The organism is Pseudomonas sp. ANT_J28 (assembly GCF_008370005.1).
Classification (GTDB): domain Bacteria; phylum Pseudomonadota; class Gammaproteobacteria; order Pseudomonadales; family Pseudomonadaceae; genus Aquipseudomonas; species Aquipseudomonas frigoris.
In genome coordinates this window covers 15,491-34,218 of the sequence record NZ_VOBM01000030.1, presented here as the reverse complement: position 1 = coordinate 34,218, position 18,728 = coordinate 15,491, and the positions used below count along the sequence as shown (strand labels likewise).

Here is an 18,728-nt window from a genome sequence, read left to right as displayed (position 1 = left end):
ATGCTTGCTTCATAGTAAGTCCTGTCCATTTTCCGGAGTTTGCAGTCTGGCTAGCGCCGCGCCCGTCAGACGGGCCTGGGCTTCCCCTTCAAGCAAAGGCTGCGCGATTTTCCTTTCTGCCGGGGTCAGCCCCGACTGCAGGGCCGACAGCACTGGCTCTGCATTTACCACGCCCTGACGCTGCGCGAATTGCGCAAAGACATAGGCATTGATCCGATTGACCTTGACCCCGCGGGAGTCGGAAAACATGTGCGCCAGGGCCAGGTCGGCATTGGGCGAACCGTTGCGGGCCGCCAGCAACAAATGTTGCAGCGCCTTCTGCGGTTCGACCTGGCCCAGATAACCGCGCCGGTACAACTGGCCCAGGTAGTAATGCGCCCCGACTTCACCGGCCGCGGCCGCCTTGAGCAAATGTTCTTCAGCCAGACGCGGGTTCTGCGGCAACCATTTGCCGAGGTAATACAGCCGCCCGGTCAGCAGTTCCGCCCGTGGGTCGCCCGCCTCGCGCCCGCGCTGCAAGGCCGAGAGCAATTGCGGCGCATCGCCTTGCACGGGGTAGTCGTTGATCAACCGTGCCAGGCTGGTCCAGGCCGGCGCATAGACCGGCGCCAGTTCCTCGAGCAGGCGCTGGGCGCTTTGTGCATCGGCCGGGCCTTCGAGGGCTGGCGACGACAGAACGCGTGCCACCGACTCGACCCGCAAGGGCGCGACTCGTCCCTCGCGCCAACCCTGGCGCAACTCCACCAGCAAAGCCTCTTGCGCCTTGGGCTGGGCGCGCATTCGGTTGATGGTGGCCAGCTCCACATAACAGGCATCGAGTACCGCAAGCCGAGCCCGACACATCTGCTCGATCTGCGGCAGGTGAGCCTTATAGGTGCCCTGATTGCGGTAAATCAGAATCTGCGCCAGATCCGCCTCGACAATGCCCTGGGCGCGCCAGCCATCGACCTTCTGCTGCGGATCCACCCCAGGCACCAGTTGCGGGTAGCCCAGGTACAACAACGTCAGCGGCACCACCGCACTGAACTCGCCTTTATCCAGCGCGCCTTCCAATAATTGCTGGGCCTCGCGCACTTGCTTGGGATCACTCGGTCCCTGACGCAACAACAAGCGGCCCAGACGTGACTGCGCCTTGACCGACTCCGGCGCGGCCTGCCGGTACAAGGCTTCAGCCTCTTTCAGGCTCTCCGGGTCGCCCGCCGACGCCGTCAGGTCGCCCATCCCGGCCTGGGCATCGGCATAGCCGTCCTGGGCCAGCGCCGCATAGTGCTTGCGTGCCGTTTCATAATCGCCGCGCAACATGGCCTCGCGCGCCACACCCTGATCCGGCAGGGTGCCACAACCATGAATCATCATCAGAGCTGCGGCCAGCGCAGAAAACCGCAGCCCCGATCGCCATGCGCCGTTCATTTTCCGGCCGCCAAGGCTTTATTCTCCCAGGCGCTTTTCACCCAGGTATTGGCCGCCCAGGCATTCTTCACCCAGGCATTGCTTTGCAGGTTTTCGATACTGACCTCCACCGGACGCCCGGCCAGATCGGTCTGCAACGCGCTGTCAGGCTCAATGGTGACCCGCAGGTCGGAGGCCAGGCCGCCGTTGTCCAGCACCACCGTGGCGATTTTGCCCGTGCGTGGCTGTTCTTCACCAACCAGTTGGAAGCTCACTGCCTTGCCAGGCTGGATCTTGGCAAAGTTCTTATAGGGGAAGCGCGCCTCGATGGTCGCCACACCATCGATCGGCATCAACTCGTATACTGTGGTGCCCTTGCCGACGACCTGGCCGTCCGGCACCAGCTGCGCCACCACCCGGCAATCGCAAGGGCTGGTCAGCGACCCTTGCAGGGTCCGGCTGAACAGGCGCTCGAGGTTTTCCGGGGTCGCCTGCCCGGGTGGCAGGTTGCCTTTCATCACATCCAGCAGCGACGCGGAAAAGGTCGCCAGCGGCGCCCCCTTGGACACCACCGCCCCCACCTTGACCAACGACTTGACGCTGCCGTCGCGCGGCAGGCCGATCAACTGGCCGGGCACGTTGACCCGCGCCGATTCGGCGTGAGTGACGAAATAAATGCCATACAACTGGTGCAGCACATAGCCAAAGGCACCCAGTCCCACCAGGAACATCAGCAGGCTCACCGTGGTCGCCCGCAAGCGTGCGAAAAAGCCCAGGCCGTTGCCGCTATCGTGCTTTCGCGGCTTGGTGAAGTTGTCGCGCTGCTGGGTCGCGAGCATGTCACCCAGGCTGATCACCCCACCCGAGAGGTAGGAGGTGATCAGATAACGCAATGCGGAGATCGCACGTGGAGGCAGGTTGTGGAACTCGCAACCCACCCGCAGCCCCTCGCTACCTACCGAACGCACGACAAACTCCACGTCGATGGCAAACCCAAGCGCATCGACCTGAAACACCAGTTTGCCTTTGTGCTGTCGGCCCACGATCAGCGGTGGGTTCAGCTGACTCAGGCTGAAGCCACCGGCCGACAAGTCGATCAGCTCGCAATCGAACATCTCCCGGTTCGGCACGTGTAACTTGAGCCTCGCCGGTAGATTCAGCCGCGCATGCTGACGCTGCACCTCCGACTCATGCACAACATTGTCATCAACAGCAATACAAGCTGTGTTCATAACGCGTCCCTTCCCTTCCACGATTGAGAACGATCCGGCAGGTCAGAGCCGGTATGCACCTTTATCCTTTACCGCTGTGCAGACCGGCACGGCATGCCGACTGCCCTGACACCTGCGCTACACCATCCACATCAGCAGCGCGCAAAACACACTGCCGGCCGAAAAGGTCATGGCCCGCGACGACCAGGTATTGAACCAGCGCTGATAGCTGGCCAGCCCGCGGTCGAGTCTGGTTTTCTGGCGCGTCCACGATTGCCGGTCGAGACGGAAGAACACATAGATCTTCACCACGGCGCCGACCACCTGGTTGTAATAGAGAATCAGTGGATAGGCCGGCCCGACCGGGTGCCCCGATGCCAGCAACAGCAGACTCAGGATCAAGCGAGTCAGGCCGATCCAGAGCACATAGATCAGCAGGTAGGCCACGCTGTATTTGAGGCTGGCAATGATCGCCACTGACGGCCCGAGCAGGCTGGCCCACATCGATACGCGTTGATCGAACAGCACCAGCGAGGTGAACCAGCCCAACCGCTGCACGCCCAAGTGCAGCGCCCGCGAGTTCTGCCGCAGGTTATTGCCATACCAGCGGAACATCAGCTGGCGGCTGGCCTTGAAGAAGCTCTTTTCCGGGGGGTGCTCGACCGTGTTGATCGCCGCATCGGGCACATAAAAGGTGTCGTAGCCCAGCCGCATCAGGCTGTACCAACTGGACTTGTCATCACCGGTCAGGAAGCGGAAACGCCCCAGGCGCCAGTGCTGCAGATAATCGCTCTCAACGTCTTGAATAAAGCCGGGGTCGGTCACCACTTGGGCGCGAAACACCGACATCCGCCCGGTCATTGTCAGCACTCGCTTGCCCAGTGCCATCGAACACATATTGATGTGCCGCTGGGCGAACCGCAGCTTATGCCATTGGCTCATCAGGTAGCTTCCGCGCACCTCGCAGAACTCATTGGTGGTCAGCCCGCCGACGTTCGGGAACAGCTTGAACCAGGGCACTGTCTGCCGCACCAGCCCGGGCGAGAGCACGGTGTCGCCATCGACCACCGCCACCACCGCATCGGCTTCCGGCAAATACCGGGAGATCGCCCGAAAACCATGGGCCAGGCCATCGCGCTTACCGGTGCCGGGAATCCGCACGAAGCTCAGGTTGACCTGCTCCGGCGGGGTATAGCTGTCCCACAGCGCTTTGATCAGCAGTTCATCGGCCAGCTCGACGATGGAACAGACCACCGTGGTCGGGTAACCACAACCGATGGCCTCTTCGATCACCGAGCGGTAGACCTGCGCCGTGGTCAACGCATCGATACGAAAACTGGTAACCAGCAAAAACACTTGCGACGGATCGGCACTGCTGCCCAGCCTGGTGACTCTGCGTCTGTAATAAGGGTATACCAGATAAAGGAACAGCATCCCCCGCAGGTAATGGATCGCGCCCATCGAATAACGCCAGATACCGACCGCCCCCAGCAACAGGAGAAAGTCCCTGGATTGGGGATCGAACACGGTGCGCGGCAGCAACAGTGCAAGCCCCATCAGCGCGGTGACGTAGAACAACCAGCCCGCAGCTTCGCGCAAGTAAACCCTGGAATCAGCCATACCTATGACCCCCCGTTCGATAAACCCAAGTTGTTTGGGGCGCATCAGCTCCGCGCCTCGCTTACCAGCAGATACCCTCAAGCCGATCGTCACTGGCGTGTGGCAGGAAGCCCACCAGGTCAACCACCTGCTTGCCCTCGGGCACCTGAAGCGCAATGGCTTTGAAGGCCTCGTCACTGTTACCCAGCACGATCACATCCGCCTGCTCGATCACTTTCGCAAGGTCAGGGCACAACAGCGAAGCCAGGTGCGGAATCTTCGACTCGATGTACTCCTTGTTGGCCCCGTAGATACGCGCGTATTCAACGTTGCGGTCGAAGATATGCAGGTCGTAGCCCTTGCCTATCAGCATCTCGGCCAACTCCACCAGCGGGCTTTCGCGCAGGTCATCGGTGCCCGCCTTGAAGCTCAGGCCGAGTAGCGCGACACGCCGCTTGCCGTAACTGCTGATAATGTCGAAGGCTCTCTGTACCTGCACCGCATTGCTGCGCATGATCGAGGCCAGTAGCGGGTGCTCGATGTCCATTTGCCCGGCGCGATAGTTCAGCGCACGCACATCCTTGGGCAGGCAGGAACCGCCGAACGCAAAGCCGGGGCGCATGTAATACCGCGACAAGTTGAGTTTGGTGTCCTGGCAGATCACGTCCATCACATCGCGACCGTCCACGCCGGCGGCCTTCGCGATATTGCCGATCTCATTGGCGAAGGTCACTTTGGTCGCGTGCCAGACATTGCAGGTGTACTTGATCATCTCCGCCACTTCGATGCTCCTGCGCAGAAGCGGCGCGTCCAGCTCTTGATAGAGCGTGGCGAGCATGTCACCGCTGCGCTGGTCGAGCTCACCGATCACCGTAATGGGCGGACAGTTGTAATCCTTGATCGCGGTACTTTCGCGCAGGAACTCCGGGTTGATCGCCACGCCGAAGTCGACCCCGGCCTTCTTGCCGGAATAGTCTTCAAGTATCGGGATCACCACGTTCTTCACCGTGCCCGGCAGCACCGTGCTGCGCACCACTACTGTGTGCCAACTGTGCTTGTCGTGCAGGGCTTCTCCGATCTCGCGGCAGACCGACTCGATGTAGACCAAGTCCAGATCACCATTCTTCTTGCTGGGCGTACCGACGCAGAGGAACGACATGTCCGTGCCCATCACTGCCGCCTTCACATCACGGTCACCACGCAGCCGCCCAAAACTCACACCCAGTTCGAGCAGCGGCTCCAGGTCGGGTTCAACGATGGGCGACTTACCCTGGTTGATCAGGTCAACCTTGACTTGCGAGACATCCACCCCGATTACGTCATGACCGCGAGCACAGAGACAGCCCGCACATACAGCACCCACGTACCCCAAACCAAATATGCTGATCCGCATCGGTGAATCCCCGTATACCTTGATTCAAGAATGCCATCGGCATGCCGCGCAGGCCGACAGTCGCTCTACCGCACCAACTAACCGACCGTTAGGTACAACTTGTACTCTCGACCCACACCGTAAAATTGGAGTGTAGACAAACATCAAGCACGTACTGTTTTTTTTAAAAGAAATTTCGAACACTTCGCGCCGACAACATGAGTAGTTAGATCAGCAAAGTGAGTACCCACATCGTAAACACGTTAACCATTGATAAAATTACTATTAAAATCAGTGGTATATAAAAGCTATCGTGACTGACACCTCAAACAAAAACATATACCCGCGCACCAAAAACAAGCAGATACTTACGATACTTACCGGACAGACACGCCTAAAGCCCTGACACAGTGCAATGCCAACGTTGCAACATTGTAAGCGTATCCAATAAATTCCCCGCACAGTGTAAAGCGACTGAAACACGTCAATTTTTTTAATAACTATTTATTGGCGCTCGCCCTACACGCAATAGTTAATACCTTTTAAATAACAAACTCTTTAGGGACTCTCCGAATAAGCCCTCGAATGTGCTGATATATGTCCTGACTACCTGAGCGAGCCGCCCATGAACCCGATGAGCTCTGCTGGCGCTGATCGAGCCGTAGTATCCCAAGGCCGGCGGCAGCGCACACCTTATTCTCCGGACGCTATGCTGCGCATTCATCGGCTGCAGAACGGTTTGCATTGGGCGATTCGGCGATGGAAGAGGCGCTCTATGAAATCACTTCGCTGCGCCAGTTCGCCCAGCTCACGCTGGGCGCTCCGATCCCTGAAGACACCACCCTCATGAATGTCCGGCATCTGGCGGAAAAACACCCGTTGGCGGCGGGAATCCTGGCCGTAGCTATGACATCGTCCCGGTCAAGGTCGATGAGCTGGCCGAGCAGCAACGCATCGCTGACACCGAAACGCTGAAGCGAAATACCGTCGCGCAGAAGAACATCGATGTGAGCTGGCATGAGTTTTCAAGTGGTTTGCCACTGCTGGAAGCGCTGAATGTCGGCAACGTCGATATCAGCGCTGACGTGGCGGACACCGTGCCGATTTTTGCTCAGGCTGCGCAGGCTAATCGCTGCCTTGGAAAAAGCAGGCCTGGCGTTTTCGGACATCCAACCGGCCTACCTGTCGCCCGCCGATGGCCGAGCAGCTTCGAGAACATTGCCGCGGGTTTATTGCCCAAGGCAGTGGATGCGAAAGACGTCGATATCTGGAAACCCTGAGGGCAACCTCAAGGCGTGATCGCAACCTTCATCACCCCGTCCCGCTGATGCGCAAACAACTCATAGGCGGCTTCGATATCGTCGAGCTTGAAGCGATGCGTCACCAGCGGCGACAGATCGACGCCACCGCGTTGCACCACCGCCATCAACCGTCGCATGCGTTCTTTACCGCCGGGGCATAGGGTGCTGACGATGCTGAAATCCCCGAGCCCCGCGGCAAAGGCTTCCAGGGGGATGCGCAGATCACTTGAATAAACCCCCAGGCTGGACAAACGACCACCGGGGCGCAACACCCGCAGCGCGGACTCGAAAGTGCCTTGGGTGCCCAGCGCTTCGATGGCCACGTCGACACCTCGACCGTCGGTCAGCGCCATGATCTGCGCGACCACGTCGCCGTCCTTGAAATTGACCACGTGGGTCGCACCCAACTGCCGGGCGACGCTCATCCGTTCAGCCACGGTATCGATGCCGATAATGGTGCTGGCGCCTTTGAGGCGCGCGCCGGCCACGGCACACAGGCCGATTGGCCCGAGGGCGAACACCGCGACGGTATCGCCAATCTTGACCTCGCCCCGCTCCGCCCCGGAAAACCCGGTGGACATGATGTCCGGGCACATCAGCACCTGTTCGTCGCTGAGGCCATCGGGGATCGGGCACAGGTTGGCCAATGCATCCGGCACCAGCACGTGTTCGGCCTGGCAACCATCGATGGTGTTGCCGAACTTCCAGCCACCGGCGGCGCGGAAGCCATGGCGGGTGTCCGGGCCATCCTGCGAGCTACAACCGCACAGGCAGGCGTAACTTTGTCCGCTGGGGGTAATGGCACCGGCAATCACACGCTGACCTTCGACAAAACCACGCACCTGCGAGCCCAGACGCTCGATAATGCCCACCGGTTCGTGACCGATGGTCAGCCCTTTGGCCACCGGGTATTCACCCCGCAGGATGTGCACGTCGGTGCCGCAGATCGTCGTGGTAGTAATACGGATCAGCGCATCCAGCGGTCCGACCTCGGGGATCGGCTTGTCATCCAGCACGATGCGGTTTTTCTCAACGAATATCGCGGCTTTCATGGTTGCCATCGGGGCTCTCCTGAGCATTCACATGAGCTTGAGTTCAGCACGAACCTCAGCCTGCACCCGGTTTACGGACGGGAGGTTGATCATGGTCAATACTTAGAGACTGGATGTACGGCACAGGAGCCGCACGTCGGGCGGCTAATCCATGGGAGGTTCGTCATGTCTGGTCAATCCCGCTTCATGCTGGTTGCATCCCCGCTGATGGAACACAGCCCTGCTTTCGACAGGGCCGCTGCGCTGGCCAAGGCCGAAGACGCCGCGCTGCACATCGTCGCCTTCGATTACCTTGAAGGCCTGGCGACCGCCAGTCTGGTCAACGAAAAGGCCCTGGAACAGATACGCGTGGGGTACGTCGAGCGCCACCGCCAATGGCTTGAGGAACAGGCCCGCCCCTTGCGCAAAATCGGGGTCCACGTCACCACCGAAGTGGCCTGGGTCGAACGCCCACTGGAGGAAATCCTGATTCACCTCAAAGAGCAGCCGATGGATGTGCTGATCAAGGCGCTGGAGCACGAATCGCTGCTGTCGCGGCTGATGTTTACCCCGCTCGATGTGCACTTGTTGCGCGAATGCCCGGTGCCGCTACATTTCGTCAGCCACGCCGTGCACGCCTTGCCGCGAAAGATCGTCGCGGCGGTCGACCCCTTTCATCGCGATGACCATTACAAAACCTTCAACGACCGAATCCTTCACGAGGCGGCGAAACTGGCGAGCGCCTGTAATGCCGAGCTCGATGTTGTCTACGCCTATGACCTTTCATCCATCAGCGCCGACGAATTCGGCTTCGACAACGGGTCGGCGTTTTTCTCCTCGGGCAAGGCCAAGACCGTGTTCGATTACCAGGAGGATGCCTTCAACGACTTGGCCGAGCGCAACGGCATCGCGCCGGAGCAGCGGCACATGATCATGGGTAACCCGGCCAAGGTCCTCACCCGTTATGCCGATGCCTATGACGTTGACGTGATTGTTATGGGCCGGATCGGCCATCGCGGCATGGGCCGGTTGATCGGCAGTACAGTGGAGCATCTGCTGTACAAAATGCCGTGCAGCGTTTGGGTGGTGTACACCGAGCGGCTGGATGAATAGCTGCTCCTACAGTGTTCTCTTCAGACAGGTGAATGAGTGTGAATGAGTTCAACGCCGCGTAATCACCACCTCAAGGTATTCACTCGGCACCACCAGCGATTTTTCTCCCGCCCTGTTCAAACGGTTGATCAGTTCGGTCATGTCGCTTTCCAGCGCCTGGGCACCTTCAGGAGGCAGCGCCGCGAAGGCTTTGTGGACCGGGCCGTACCAGGCGCGGAACGTGTCGATGAAATGCGCCGCCGAGCGGTAACGGAAGTTGAAGGTCTTGCGCGTCACCTGCAGCAGAAAGTCACGTTCGTCGAACTGCGTGTGCAGCCAGGCTTCGGTGCCCCAGTTCGACGGCGGTTGAGCGCTCGGCGGTGGCGGCAGGTGGCGGCCGAGGGTCTTGAACATCTGGCCGACGAACCCTTCGGGCGTCCAGTTGGCGAGGCCGATCCGCCCTCCGGGGCGACAAACCCGCGCCAGTTCCGTGGCGGCCTTGGGTTGGTCCGGCGTAAACATCACACCGAAGGTCGAAAGCACGGCATCGAAGCTGGCATTCTCGAACGGCAAGGCTTCGGCGTCAGCCACTTGAAACGTGACTTCCAGGTGTTCTGCCCTGGCCCGGTCTTCGCCGCGTTCCAGCAGCGCGGCCACGTAGTCAGTGGAGGTGACGAGGCAGCCACGGCGCGCCGCGGCGAGCGTCGCGTTACCATTACCGGCGGCTACGTCGAGCACGCGTTCATCGCAAAGCAGGTCGCAGGCCTCGGCCAGTTGCTCACCGACGATCTGCAAAGTGGTGCCGATCACGGCATAGTCGCCACTGGCCCAAGAGGCCATCTGACGGTTTTTCAAGGCAGTAAGATCAATGGGTGTACTCATGAATTCCGCTCCGTTGCGGGTTGGAACGCAACCCGGCTTATTCGGCCGTGGTGGGATCGATGATGGCCGTGACCTGGGAAATGCGGTTGGCCGGGAAACCGCTCTGCCTGGCGTGTTCCTTGATCAACTCTTCGTTGGGCGCGATGTACACGCAGTAGAGCTTGTCACCGGTGACATAACTCTGCTGCCACTGCACCTCAGGCAAGTCGCGCAACGTCCTGCAGGACTTTTGCGAAGCCGCTTTCAAATCCCTTTCTGACAGTGTTCCAGCACCCGGAATCTCGCGTTCTATAACGAACTTAGGCATGGCAACCTCTCATTCTTGTTATTGATGACAGGGTCGGCAGACCCTGTGTGCCAACTATCGCGCCGGGCAACGCTGGCGTCCTGCCCGATCGTCGGCCAACCCTGCCCGATCGTCCGGAGATTTCACGCTCTGGCGCGACAGGATCACAATCAAAAGCCGCCCCGCCAACACGGGAAAACTACCATGGATGCCTTGTCACAGACCCTGCGCGTCGTCCGCCTGGTCGGCGCGATTTTTATCAATGCCAGGTTCACGGCCCCCTGGTGCTACCAATCGCCGAGCGCCGACACGGCGGCGAAGGTGTGCTGGCGAAACTGGCCGAGGTGTTATTCATCTAAGTGCTGCGCCTGTACATGCACGAACAGGGCGAAGGTCGTACCGGTTGGCTGGCGGGTGTGGGCGACCGGATTGTCGGCGCCGCCCCCCTCAACGCGCTGCACAAAAAACCGTGTCACGCCTGGACGCTGGATGAACTGGCGCGCACTGCCGGCACGTCAAGATCGGTGTTGGCGGAACGCTTCCAGCAACTGGTGGGAAGTTCGCCGATGCAGTACCTGACGCAATGGCGCATGTTGCTGGCGGCCAACCTGTTACGCAGCAGTAACAGCTCATTGATGCGGATTGCCGAAGAGGTGGGCTACCAGACCGACACGGCGTTCAGTCGGGCTTTTCGTCGAGAGTTTGGAGCGCCACCGGCAGCGTGGCGGCGCAGTCAGGAGAAAAAACCAATGGCCCACAGCGTGCTGCCTGTGAGCCATTGATTTGAGGCATTAAGCAGCGGGTGCTTTAGCCTCTTCCAGCAACTGCTGAATCACTTTCTCCTGAGTCTCGTAGCTACCTTCACCAAAGTGGGTGTAACGCACCTGACCCTTGGCGTCGATCAGGTAGTGAGCCGGCCAGTACTGGTTGTCGAAATTGCGCCAGATCGCATAGTTGTTGTCGATGGCCACCGGGTAGGTGATGCCGAGCTTTTTCACTTGATCCTTGACGTTGTCGATGATGCGCTCGAAACCGTATTCAGGGGTGTGCACGCCGATCACCACCAGGCCGTCCTTCTCGTATTTCTTCGCCCAGTCCTTCACGTACGGCAAGGTGTGCTGGCAGTTGATGCAGTCGAAGGTCCAGAAGTCCACCAGCACTACTTTGCCTTTCAGCGAATCGTTGCTCAGCGCCGGCGAGTTGAGCCATTCGACCGCACCGGACAGCGACGGCATCGCGCCTTGGGCGTTGTCCATGGACGAGTCTGCCTTGACCTTGCTGATGAAGTAGTCGACGACTTTCGGCACGGTTTCCAACACGCGTTGTTCGACCGTGGTGACGCCTTCGGACGACGTGCCGGCCAGCAGTGTTTTGTCGGCACCGGTGGAAATCACCGCCGCAGCGGCCAGTACGGCCACGCCGGCACCACGACGCAGCCAACCGGTGACCGGGATCGACGCCTTCAAGCGATTGACCAGGCCGCGACCGGCGAAGATCAAGGTGCCCAGGGACAATGCGCTGCCCAGGCCGTACGCCACCAGTAACAGGCTGGTTTGAGCGTTTGCGCCTTGCAGCATGGCGCCCGTGAGGATGACCCCGAGGATCGGCCCGGCGCACGGTGCCCAGAGCAGACCGGTGGCAACGCCGATCATGATCGAACTCAACGGGCCGGACATTTTGCGGGTGTCCGGGTCGAGGCGGTTGCCCAGCGCCACGAAGGGACGGGCCAGCCAGTCACCGACACGGGCGGAAATCAGCGACAGGGCGAACAGCACCATCACGATGAGGGCCACATGACGGCCGGTGTTATTGGCTCGTACCACCCACTCGCTGCTGACCACGGCCAGGCTGGAGATCAGGGCGAAGGTCAGGACCATGCCGCCGAGGGTGAGCAGGATCGAGGAACGTGTGCGTTTAACACCGGCGAACAGGAACGGCACGACCGGGAGGATGCAAGGGCTGAGAACGGTCAATATGCCGCCCAGGAAAGCGATGAGAAACATGGGATCACCTACAACATGTGGGGGGTGGCGATTCACACACATCTAATGTGGGAGCGGTGGTGTTTACAGATCAGTGTTCCGGGCATCAGGCCGTCTGGTTACCCAGCAACTGACCTTGCGGCGTCCGGCTGGAACCGTCCTGCGCCAAAAAGGCGTTCCTGCCCTTCTGCGCCACCGGCGTCAGCTGGAGCACAGAACTCAGTTGTCTGAGTTGCAGCCATCAGCCAATTTGCGATAGTCCAGAACCTGGGTTTTGTTATGGGAATCCAGGTAGGTCAGCTGGGCATCCACAACCCCACAGAAAGGCGAGGCGTCCTGTTTCAGCGACACCACTTTCTTGATGTCCAGGTGCGTGCCGAAGGTGTAGGTTTTAGCGGTGACATCGGCTTCGGCACGGGCCGACAAGGTGCAGATGCTCAGGGCGGCAAACAGGCAAGCGGCGTAGACGGCTTTGGTGTTCATGGTGGTTTCCTCAAGGCTTCAATAGGTCAATCGTTGATTGGGCCGAGGCGGTTTGGCTTGCCTCGATGGAACCTATTAGAAGCTCGCGAGGTATCCCGACTGTGTCGGGAACAGGCGCGTGTAAATCGGTACGTATCAAAACCGGGCCGGGATACACAGCTATACAAATGCCCTGAAAATGGGTGTTTTTGCGTCCACGTGTATCCGCCGACATGCCAGATACACTGCAATACAAAGGACTGCGGGCGAGCGGGCCAATGCTCGATAGACTGCGCGACATCCCCCATCTACAGAGGCCTGGCCAAATGGAACACGTCGATCACATTCTCATCGTGGACGATGACCGAGAGATCCGGGAACTGGCAGGCAACTACCTCAAGAAAAACGGCCTGCGCACCACCGTCGTGGCGGATGGACGGCAAATGCGCACGTTCCTGGAATCCACGCCGGTGGACCTGATCGTGCTCGACATCATGATGCCCGGCGACGATGGCCTGATGCTGTGCCGTGAGTTACGCGCCGGCAAACACAAGGCCACGCCAGTGCTGATGCTCACCGCGCGCAACGATGAAACCGACCGCATCATCGGCCTGGAAATGGGTGCCGACGATTACCTGGTCAAGCCATTCGCTGCGCGTGAACTGCTCGCCCGCATCAACGCCGTGCTGCGCCGCACTCGGATGCTGCCTCCCAACCTGGTGGTCACCGAAAGCGGTCGTTTGCTGGCCTTCGGGCGCTGGCGCCTGGACACCTCGGCCCGGCACCTGCTCGATGAGGACGGCACGATGGTCGCGCTCAGTGGCGCAGAATATCGGTTGCTGCGGGTGTTCCTCGATCATCCTCAGCGGGTGCTCAATCGCGATCAATTGCTGAACCTGACCCAAGGCCGCGATGCCGACCTGTTCGACCGCTCAATCGACTTGCTGGTCAGCCGCTTGCGCCAGCGACTGCTGGACGATGCCCGCGAACCGGCCTACATAAAAACCGTGCGCAGCGAAGGCTATGTGTTTTCGCTGCCGGTGGAAGTGCTCGGGGCGCCCTCATGAATCTCTCGATGCGCTGGCCCCGCACCCTCGCCTCGCGGCTGTCGCTGATCTTCCTGATCGGCTTGATTCTCGCGCAGGCGCTGTCCTTCGGCGCGCAGTACTACGAGCGATACGAAAGCACGAAGAACACCATGCTGGGCAATCTGGAAACCGACGTCTCGACCTCCATCGCCATCCTCGACCGCTTGCCGCCCGAAGAACGCATGAGCTGGCTGCAACAACTGGATCGACGTAACTACCGCTATTTGCTGAACGAAGGCTCGCCGGGCATGCCCATGAACGATTCGCCAATCGCGATGACGTCGATCAAAGAGGCCATCGGCAAGGATTACCCCATGACGATGACCGACATCCCCGGGCCGAATAAACATTTTCAGGTCCACCTGAAACTGGCGGACGGCAGCCCGCTGACCATCGACGTGCGACCCTCGATGGTGCCGTTGTCGCCGTGGTTACCCATCGTGTTGCTGGGGCAACTGGCACTGATGCTCATCTGCACCTGGCTGGCCGTGAGAATCGCCATCCGCCCCCTCACCCGCCTCGCCCAAGCGGTAGAGACCCTGGACCCCAACACCCACGCAGTGCACCTGGACGAAAAAGGCCCGACCGAAGTCGCGCATGCCGCCATGGCCTTCAATTCGATGCAGGCGCGCATCGCCGCTTACCTGAAGGAGCGCATGCAACTGCTGGCGGCGATTTCCCACGACCTGCAAACCCCGATCACCCGCATGAAACTGCGTGCCGAATTCATGGACGACTCCGCCGAGAAAGACAAACTCTGGAATGATCTGGGCGAGATCGAACACCTGGTGCGCGAAGGCGTGGCCTATGCCCGCAGCGTTCATGGCGCCACCGAGGAAAGTCGCCGCACCCATCTGGATTCGTTCCTCGACAGCCTGGTGTTCGACTATCAGGACATGGGCAAAGACGTGCAGCTAGGCGGTAAAAGTGACGCGGTAATCACCACCCGGCCGCACGCCTTGCGGCGGGTGCTGGTGAACCTGACAGACAATGCGCTGAAGTTCGCTGGCGCCGCCGAATTGAGGGTGGAAACGAAGGCTGACGGCAGTTTGTCGGTGAAGGTGATGGACCGTGGCCCGGGGATTGCCGAGGAAGATTTGGCTCAGGTGATGGAGCCGTTTTATCGCGTGGAGAACTCGCGTAACCGCAGCACTGGCGGGACCGGGTTGGGCTTGGCGATTGCACAGCAGTTGGCGTTGGCGATCGAGGGATCGTTGACGTTGAGTAATCGTGAAGGAGGTGGGTTGTGCGCGGAGCTCAAATTACCGGCTCCGTAGCATGATCGTTGATCGATTGATCGTTCCCACGCTCCACTCTGCGTGGGAACGATCGGCAGTCAATCAGGCCGGGTAGTTGGCCCGCAAGGCCTCCAGACCACCCTGGTAGATACCGGTAAACAGCGCCACCACTTCCTCGTCACTCACACCGACAGGTGCAAACCGCCCAGACCACGTCACTCGCGCGCCCTGCCCCTGCGCTTCAACACTGATAGTCGCCAGATAGTCAGTAGCCGGAAACGGCGCCTGCAAAATTGAATAACTGTAAGTCTTCCCAGCGTTATCAAACGCCTCCAACCGCTCAACCACCACCGCCCCATCCGCCGTTTGCAAGCTACGTACCCGGCCGCCTTCACTCAGCTCGCTTTTGGGAATAAACGGCAGCCAGTCCGGTAGCGAGTTAAAGCCGCCGATCAATTGCCAAACCTGGTCGGCGGTCGCCGGGATGTCGATGAATGCTGATGCTGCAGCCATGAAATATTCTCTCTCAATCAATAAGGTTCAAATTGCCATGCTGTCGACAACACCACCGTCGACCCGCAACGCCGCGCCAGTGGTGGCCGAAGACAGCGGCGAGGCGATGTAGGCCACCAGATTCGCGACTTCCTCGACATCCGCCACTCGCTGGATGATGGAGGTCGGCCGAGCCTTGCGCACGAAGGCATCGGCTTCTTCCCGAACGCTGCGCCCGGATTTGGCAGTGGCGTCTTTGAGCATCTGCTCCAGGCCATCGGTCAATGTCGGGCCGGGCAGGATCGCGTTGACCGTCACCCCGGTGCCCGCCAGCCGCTTGGCCAAACCATGGGACACCGCCAGGTTGGCGCTTTTGGTCACGCCGTAGTTGATCATGTCGGCCGGTGTTGCGACCCCGGATTCCGAGGACAGGAAGATCACCCGCCCCCAGCCCTGCTTGACCATGTCTGGCACGTAATGCCGTGACAGGCGCACGCCGGAGATCACGTTGACCTCATAAAAACGCGTCCACTCGCTGTCCGGTGCATCGAAGAAATCCACGTCGTTAAAGATCCCGAGGTTGTTCACCAGGATGTCCGCTCGCGGTTCGGCGGCGAACAACAACTCGGCGCCTTCGGCCGTGCCGAGGTCTGCGGTCAGGCCACGCAACTGCGCGTCCGGCACACTCTGGCGAATGCTCGCCAGCGCCTGTTCGACCTTGGCCGTCTCGCGGCCGATCACCACCACCGTGGCGCCGGACTCGGCCAGCGCCTTGCTGATGCCCAGGCCAATGCCGGCGGTGCTGCCGCTGACAATGGCGCATTTTCCACTCAGATCGATTTTCATGCTCAACCTCCAATGATCGGCAATGGCGCACGTTCGGACACCAGTTTCGCCTCGCGCATCGCCTGCCAGAAAGCAGCGGGAATGACGGCCGACATCGCGGCAAAGTCTTGAGCAATCCGGTCCGGACGGCTGGACCCCGGAATCACCGCCGCCACCGCCGGGTTAGCCAACGAGAACTGCAACGCAGCTGCCTTGATGTCGACACCATGCGTGGCAGCAATGCGTTTGATCTGCTCAACTTTGTTGATGATCGCCGGGCTGGCTTTCTGGTATTCGAAGTGCGTGCCACCGGCCAAAATGCCCGAGCTGTAAGGACCACCGACCACGATCTCGACGTCCTGCGCCAGCGCGGTGCCCAGACGAACCCAATAGGTCTGACATGATCGACATCCGCCAATTGCGCTACTTCGACGCCGTCGCCGAAGAAGAACACGTCGGTCGCGCCGCCGAACGCCTGCACATTTCACAATCGCCCCTGAGTCGACAGATCGCCCAGCTCGAAGAGCGCCTTGGCCTGACCCTGTTCGAACGCAGCCAGCAACGCATTCGCCTGACCCGCGACGGCCAGACTTTCCTGGCTGAAACCCGTGCCCAGCTGACCCACGCCAATCGCCTGGAATCCCTGGGCAAGCACCTAGGTCGTGGTGAAGAGGCGGCTTGTGCATCGGCTACATCGAAAATGCCATACACGCCGGCGTCCTGCCGAACGCCTTGCGGGTGCTGCGGGTCGACCGGCCGAACGAGCACGTCGCGCTGTACAACCTCAATTCCGCCGAACAACTCGAAGGCCTGCGTAAGCGTAGTCTGGATATCGCGCTGGTCAGCGAACCGCCCGTCGCCGAAGACCGCATTGGGATTGGTGGCTTCGGGGCTGGGCATCGCGATGATTCAGAAAGGCCTGAGCCGCAACGCACCACCCGGCGTGGTGCTGCGGGAAGTGCCATGGATTTCCTTCACCACGCCGCTGTGGGCCGCATGGCACCGGATCAATTTGCGACCGCTGGTGGAAACGTTCAGGAAAGTGCTGACCGAATCGGGCCCGGCCACATGATCGTTCCCACGCTCCACTCTGCGTGGGAATGATCATGTGGCGAGGGGCTTGCCTCATCGCCACATGTTTGGTGCTTTACTGAAAAGCCCCCGAAACCCAGCGAGAAGCCCGCATGAACCGCAACGACCTGCGCCGCGTCGATATGAACCTGCTGGTCATTCTCGAAACCCTGATGTTCGAAAAGAACCTGACCCGGGCCGGGGAGTAGCTGTTTCTCGGTCAGCCCGCCGTCAGTGCCTCACTGGCCAAGTTGCGCGACCTGTTCGACGACCCGCTGCTGGTGCGTTACGGTCGTGTGCTGGAGCCGACCCAGCGCGCATTGGCGATCCTCAAGGAGTTGCAGCCGGCGATGGACACCATCTCCGGCGCGGTCAGCCGGGCCAAGGATTTCGACCCGTCCACTAGCCGCGATGTGTTTCGCATCGGCCTGTCCGACGACGCCGAGTTCGGCCTGTTTCCGCCGCTGCTCAAGCAAATACGCGAAGAGGCGCAGAACGTTGTGGTGGTGGTGCGACGGGTGAATTACTTGCTGATGTCGTCGATGCTGGCCAGCAGGGAGATTTCCGTCGGGATCAGCTACACCAAGGAACTGCCGGCCAACGCCAAGCGCAAGAAGCTGCGCGACCTGAGCGTCAAGATCCTGGTGCCGCAATTCGCCGGCCTGCGCGCCTTGCTGACCGGCACCGATATGCTCGCCACGGTGCCGGACTACGCGGCGTGCGCGCTGATCGAAGGCAGCAGCCAGTTGCGGGCCGACGACCCGCCGTTTGACATCGTGCTGTCCGAACTGTCCATGGTCTGGAACGGGGTCAACGATAACGATCCGGCAGAACGTTGGTTGCGCTCGCGAATCGCCCAACACATGGCCGCTCCACTGCCGGGGCATTAATCGATTTGAAAGACTCGGGGTCGGTCTCGCGCAGGTAGACCGGCAGGTCAGTGACCGGCGGCATGACCGGAATTTCGAAGTACATCTGGACCACCCAGCCGCGGTGGTAGCTGGCGTGGTTGACCACGTGCATCAGTATCGCGCCGGCGCTCATGATGCCGCTTTCCCCCGAGACAAAGCTGAACTCGACGGGTTTATCCAGTGAGGCATCGGTCTGCCGTTCGCTCCAGTCGCAGTACCAGTGATCGATGTCCTTTTGCGCCAGGCGCAGCTCAGGAAGTTCGGGGTGCAGCAGATCGTGTGACGTCTTGAAGCCGTGCCCTCGGCCTTCGAGGTGAGCCTGCCAGATGCAGTCCACCACGTAGATGTGGTTCAGGGTGCCGATCATGTTCTTGAACACCGACACGCGCTCTTTATTGACCTCACCTGGTGGCAAGGCGGTCAGGCTGTCAAAGAGGCGTTGATTGGCCCAGCGCTTGTAATCGGCAAGCATGCGGGCAGTGCGTACGTTAATCAT

Annotated in this window: 15 protein-coding genes and 6 pseudogenes; 8 read left to right on the top strand and 13 right to left on the bottom strand. The window is 60.3% G+C overall.

Annotated features, from left to right (window positions below; all coding sequences use genetic code 11):
- Nucleotides 1–9: 9 nt before the first annotated feature.
- From FQ187_RS20325 to FQ187_RS20310, 4 genes are all read right to left on the bottom strand, one after another.
- The gene (locus FQ187_RS20325; RefSeq protein WP_149630842.1) at nt 10–1,410 is read right to left on the bottom strand and encodes an SEL1-like repeat protein; all 1,401 of its coding nucleotides are present in this window, start codon (nt 1,408–1,410) and stop codon (nt 10–12) included.
- Nucleotides 1,407–2,621 carry an alginate biosynthesis protein Alg44 gene (locus FQ187_RS20320; protein WP_149630841.1) on the bottom strand — a complete coding sequence of 405 codons (1,215 nt, stop codon included), beginning with the start codon at nt 2,619–2,621 and terminating at the stop codon, nt 1,407–1,409. The genes FQ187_RS20325 and FQ187_RS20320 overlap by 4 nt, the downstream gene beginning before the upstream one ends.
- A gap of 117 nt (nt 2,622–2,738) precedes the next feature.
- Complete coding sequence (locus FQ187_RS20315) at nt 2,739–4,220, bottom strand: glycosyltransferase family 2 protein (RefSeq protein ID WP_149630872.1); 1,482 nt, start codon at nt 4,218–4,220, stop codon at nt 2,739–2,741.
- A 61-nt stretch (nt 4,221–4,281) separates the two neighbouring features.
- Nucleotides 4,282–5,592: a nucleotide sugar dehydrogenase gene (locus FQ187_RS20310; RefSeq protein ID WP_149630840.1), complete on the bottom strand. Its 1,311-nt coding sequence runs from the start codon at nt 5,590–5,592 to the stop codon at nt 4,282–4,284.
- A 620-nt stretch (nt 5,593–6,212) separates the two neighbouring features.
- Between FQ187_RS20310 and FQ187_RS20305 the strand changes: the two are divergent.
- Nucleotides 6,213–6,474: pseudogene (locus FQ187_RS20305) on the top strand (transposase); the annotation flags it as partial.
- 8 nt (nt 6,475–6,482) lie between these two features.
- Nucleotides 6,483–6,780 (top strand): annotated as a pseudogene (locus FQ187_RS20300) (hypothetical protein); the annotation flags it as partial.
- A 79-nt stretch (nt 6,781–6,859) separates the two neighbouring features.
- Here the strand turns inward: FQ187_RS20300 and FQ187_RS20295 are convergent.
- Complete coding sequence (locus FQ187_RS20295) at nt 6,860–7,933, bottom strand: NAD(P)-dependent alcohol dehydrogenase (RefSeq protein ID WP_149630839.1); 1,074 nt, start codon at nt 7,931–7,933, stop codon at nt 6,860–6,862.
- 156 nt (nt 7,934–8,089) lie between these two features.
- Between FQ187_RS20295 and FQ187_RS20290 the strand changes: the two genes are divergently transcribed.
- Entirely contained in the window at nt 8,090–9,016 is a 927-nt protein-coding gene (locus FQ187_RS20290; protein WP_149630838.1) for a universal stress protein, read from the top strand.
- A gap of 48 nt (nt 9,017–9,064) precedes the next feature.
- Here the strand turns inward: FQ187_RS20290 and FQ187_RS20285 are convergent, their stop codons facing one another.
- Nucleotides 9,065–9,877, bottom strand: a complete 813-nt coding sequence (locus tag FQ187_RS20285; RefSeq protein WP_149630837.1) for a class I SAM-dependent methyltransferase — start codon at nt 9,875–9,877, stop codon at nt 9,065–9,067.
- Between the two features lie 37 nt (nt 9,878–9,914).
- Entirely contained in the window at nt 9,915–10,184 is a 270-nt protein-coding gene (locus FQ187_RS20280; protein ID WP_033060295.1) for a DUF4242 domain-containing protein, read from the bottom strand.
- 183 nt (nt 10,185–10,367) lie between these two features.
- On the opposite strand from FQ187_RS20280, the pseudogene FQ187_RS20275 reads away from it, so the two are divergent.
- A pseudogene (locus FQ187_RS20275) lies at nt 10,368–10,945 on the top strand (helix-turn-helix transcriptional regulator).
- A 9-nt stretch (nt 10,946–10,954) separates the two neighbouring features.
- Here FQ187_RS20275 and FQ187_RS20270 read toward each other — a convergent pair.
- Together FQ187_RS20270 and FQ187_RS20265 are read right to left on the bottom strand one after the other, a co-directional pair.
- Nucleotides 10,955–12,166, bottom strand: a complete 1,212-nt coding sequence (locus FQ187_RS20270; RefSeq protein ID WP_149630836.1) for a cytochrome c biogenesis protein DipZ — start codon at nt 12,164–12,166, stop codon at nt 10,955–10,957.
- Between the two features lie 198 nt (nt 12,167–12,364).
- Nucleotides 12,365–12,628, bottom strand: a complete 264-nt coding sequence (locus FQ187_RS20265) for a DUF2790 domain-containing protein (RefSeq protein WP_149630835.1) — start codon at nt 12,626–12,628, stop codon at nt 12,365–12,367.
- A gap of 305 nt (nt 12,629–12,933) precedes the next feature.
- Here FQ187_RS20265 and FQ187_RS20260 point away from each other — a divergent pair, with 305 nt between their 5' ends.
- Together FQ187_RS20260 and FQ187_RS20255 are read left to right on the top strand one after the other, a co-directional pair.
- Nucleotides 12,934–13,674 (top strand): response regulator, encoded by a 741-nt coding sequence (locus FQ187_RS20260; protein WP_149630834.1) that lies wholly within the window; start codon nt 12,934–12,936, stop codon nt 13,672–13,674.
- Complete coding sequence (locus tag FQ187_RS20255; protein WP_149630833.1) at nt 13,671–14,972, top strand: ATP-binding protein; 1,302 nt, start codon at nt 13,671–13,673, stop codon at nt 14,970–14,972. Before FQ187_RS20260 ends, FQ187_RS20255 begins: the two co-directional genes overlap by 4 nt.
- Nucleotides 14,973–15,035: 63 nt before the next feature.
- On the opposite strand, the gene FQ187_RS20250 is transcribed toward FQ187_RS20255, so the two are convergent.
- The 3 genes and pseudogenes from FQ187_RS20250 to FQ187_RS20240 all read right to left on the bottom strand — a co-directional run.
- Complete coding sequence (locus FQ187_RS20250; RefSeq protein WP_129436758.1) at nt 15,036–15,446, bottom strand: SRPBCC family protein; 411 nt, start codon at nt 15,444–15,446, stop codon at nt 15,036–15,038.
- A gap of 27 nt (nt 15,447–15,473) precedes the next feature.
- Nucleotides 15,474–16,271 carry an SDR family NAD(P)-dependent oxidoreductase gene (locus FQ187_RS20245; RefSeq protein ID WP_149630832.1) on the bottom strand — a complete coding sequence of 266 codons (798 nt, stop codon included), beginning with the start codon at nt 16,269–16,271 and terminating at the stop codon, nt 15,474–15,476.
- Nucleotides 16,272–16,273: 2 nt separating this feature from the next.
- Nucleotides 16,274–16,630 (bottom strand): annotated as a pseudogene (locus tag FQ187_RS20240) (aldo/keto reductase); the annotation flags it as partial.
- A gap of 20 nt (nt 16,631–16,650) precedes the next feature.
- Here FQ187_RS20240 and FQ187_RS20235 point away from each other — a divergent pair.
- A pseudogene (locus FQ187_RS20235) lies at nt 16,651–17,322 on the top strand (LysR family transcriptional regulator).
- A 112-nt stretch (nt 17,323–17,434) separates the two neighbouring features.
- A pseudogene (locus tag FQ187_RS20230) lies at nt 17,435–18,211 on the top strand (LysR family transcriptional regulator).
- Here the strand turns inward: FQ187_RS20230 and FQ187_RS20225 are convergent.
- The gene (locus FQ187_RS20225; protein WP_149630831.1) at nt 18,132–18,728 is read right to left on the bottom strand and encodes a DinB family protein; all 597 of its coding nucleotides are present in this window, start codon (nt 18,726–18,728) and stop codon (nt 18,132–18,134) included. The pseudogene FQ187_RS20230 and the gene FQ187_RS20225 sit on opposite strands and share 80 nt — an antisense overlap.

Coding starts and splice junctions, on each gene's coding strand:
- FQ187_RS20320 (WP_149630841.1), bottom strand. CDS start 2,621: ATGAACACAGCTTGTATTGCTGTTGATGACAATGTTGTGCATGAGTCG.
- FQ187_RS20290 (WP_149630838.1), top strand. CDS start 8,090: ATGTCTGGTCAATCCCGCTTCATGCTGGTTGCATCCCCGCTGATGGAA.
- FQ187_RS20225 (WP_149630831.1), bottom strand. CDS start 18,728: ATGATTAACGTACGCACTGCCCGCATGCTTGCCGATTACAAGCGCTGG.
- FQ187_RS20280 (WP_033060295.1), bottom strand. CDS start 10,184: ATGCCTAAGTTCGTTATAGAACGCGAGATTCCGGGTGCTGGAACACTG.
- FQ187_RS20265 (WP_149630835.1), bottom strand. CDS start 12,628: ATGAACACCAAAGCCGTCTACGCCGCTTGCCTGTTTGCCGCCCTGAGC.
- FQ187_RS20295 (WP_149630839.1), bottom strand. CDS start 7,933: ATGGCAACCATGAAAGCCGCGATATTCGTTGAGAAAAACCGCATCGTG.
- FQ187_RS20270 (WP_149630836.1), bottom strand. CDS start 12,166: ATGTTTCTCATCGCTTTCCTGGGCGGCATATTGACCGTTCTCAGCCCT.
- FQ187_RS20255 (WP_149630833.1), top strand. CDS start 13,671: ATGAATCTCTCGATGCGCTGGCCCCGCACCCTCGCCTCGCGGCTGTCG.
- FQ187_RS20260 (WP_149630834.1), top strand. CDS start 12,934: ATGGAACACGTCGATCACATTCTCATCGTGGACGATGACCGAGAGATC.
- FQ187_RS20250 (WP_129436758.1), bottom strand. CDS start 15,446: ATGGCTGCAGCATCAGCATTCATCGACATCCCGGCGACCGCCGACCAG.
- FQ187_RS20245 (WP_149630832.1), bottom strand. CDS start 16,271: ATGAAAATCGATCTGAGTGGAAAATGCGCCATTGTCAGCGGCAGCACC.
- FQ187_RS20325 (WP_149630842.1), bottom strand. CDS start 1,410: ATGAACGGCGCATGGCGATCGGGGCTGCGGTTTTCTGCGCTGGCCGCA.
- FQ187_RS20285 (WP_149630837.1), bottom strand. CDS start 9,877: ATGAGTACACCCATTGATCTTACTGCCTTGAAAAACCGTCAGATGGCC.
- FQ187_RS20315 (WP_149630872.1), bottom strand. CDS start 4,220: ATGGCTGATTCCAGGGTTTACTTGCGCGAAGCTGCGGGCTGGTTGTTC.
- FQ187_RS20310 (WP_149630840.1), bottom strand. CDS start 5,592: ATGCGGATCAGCATATTTGGTTTGGGGTACGTGGGTGCTGTATGTGCG.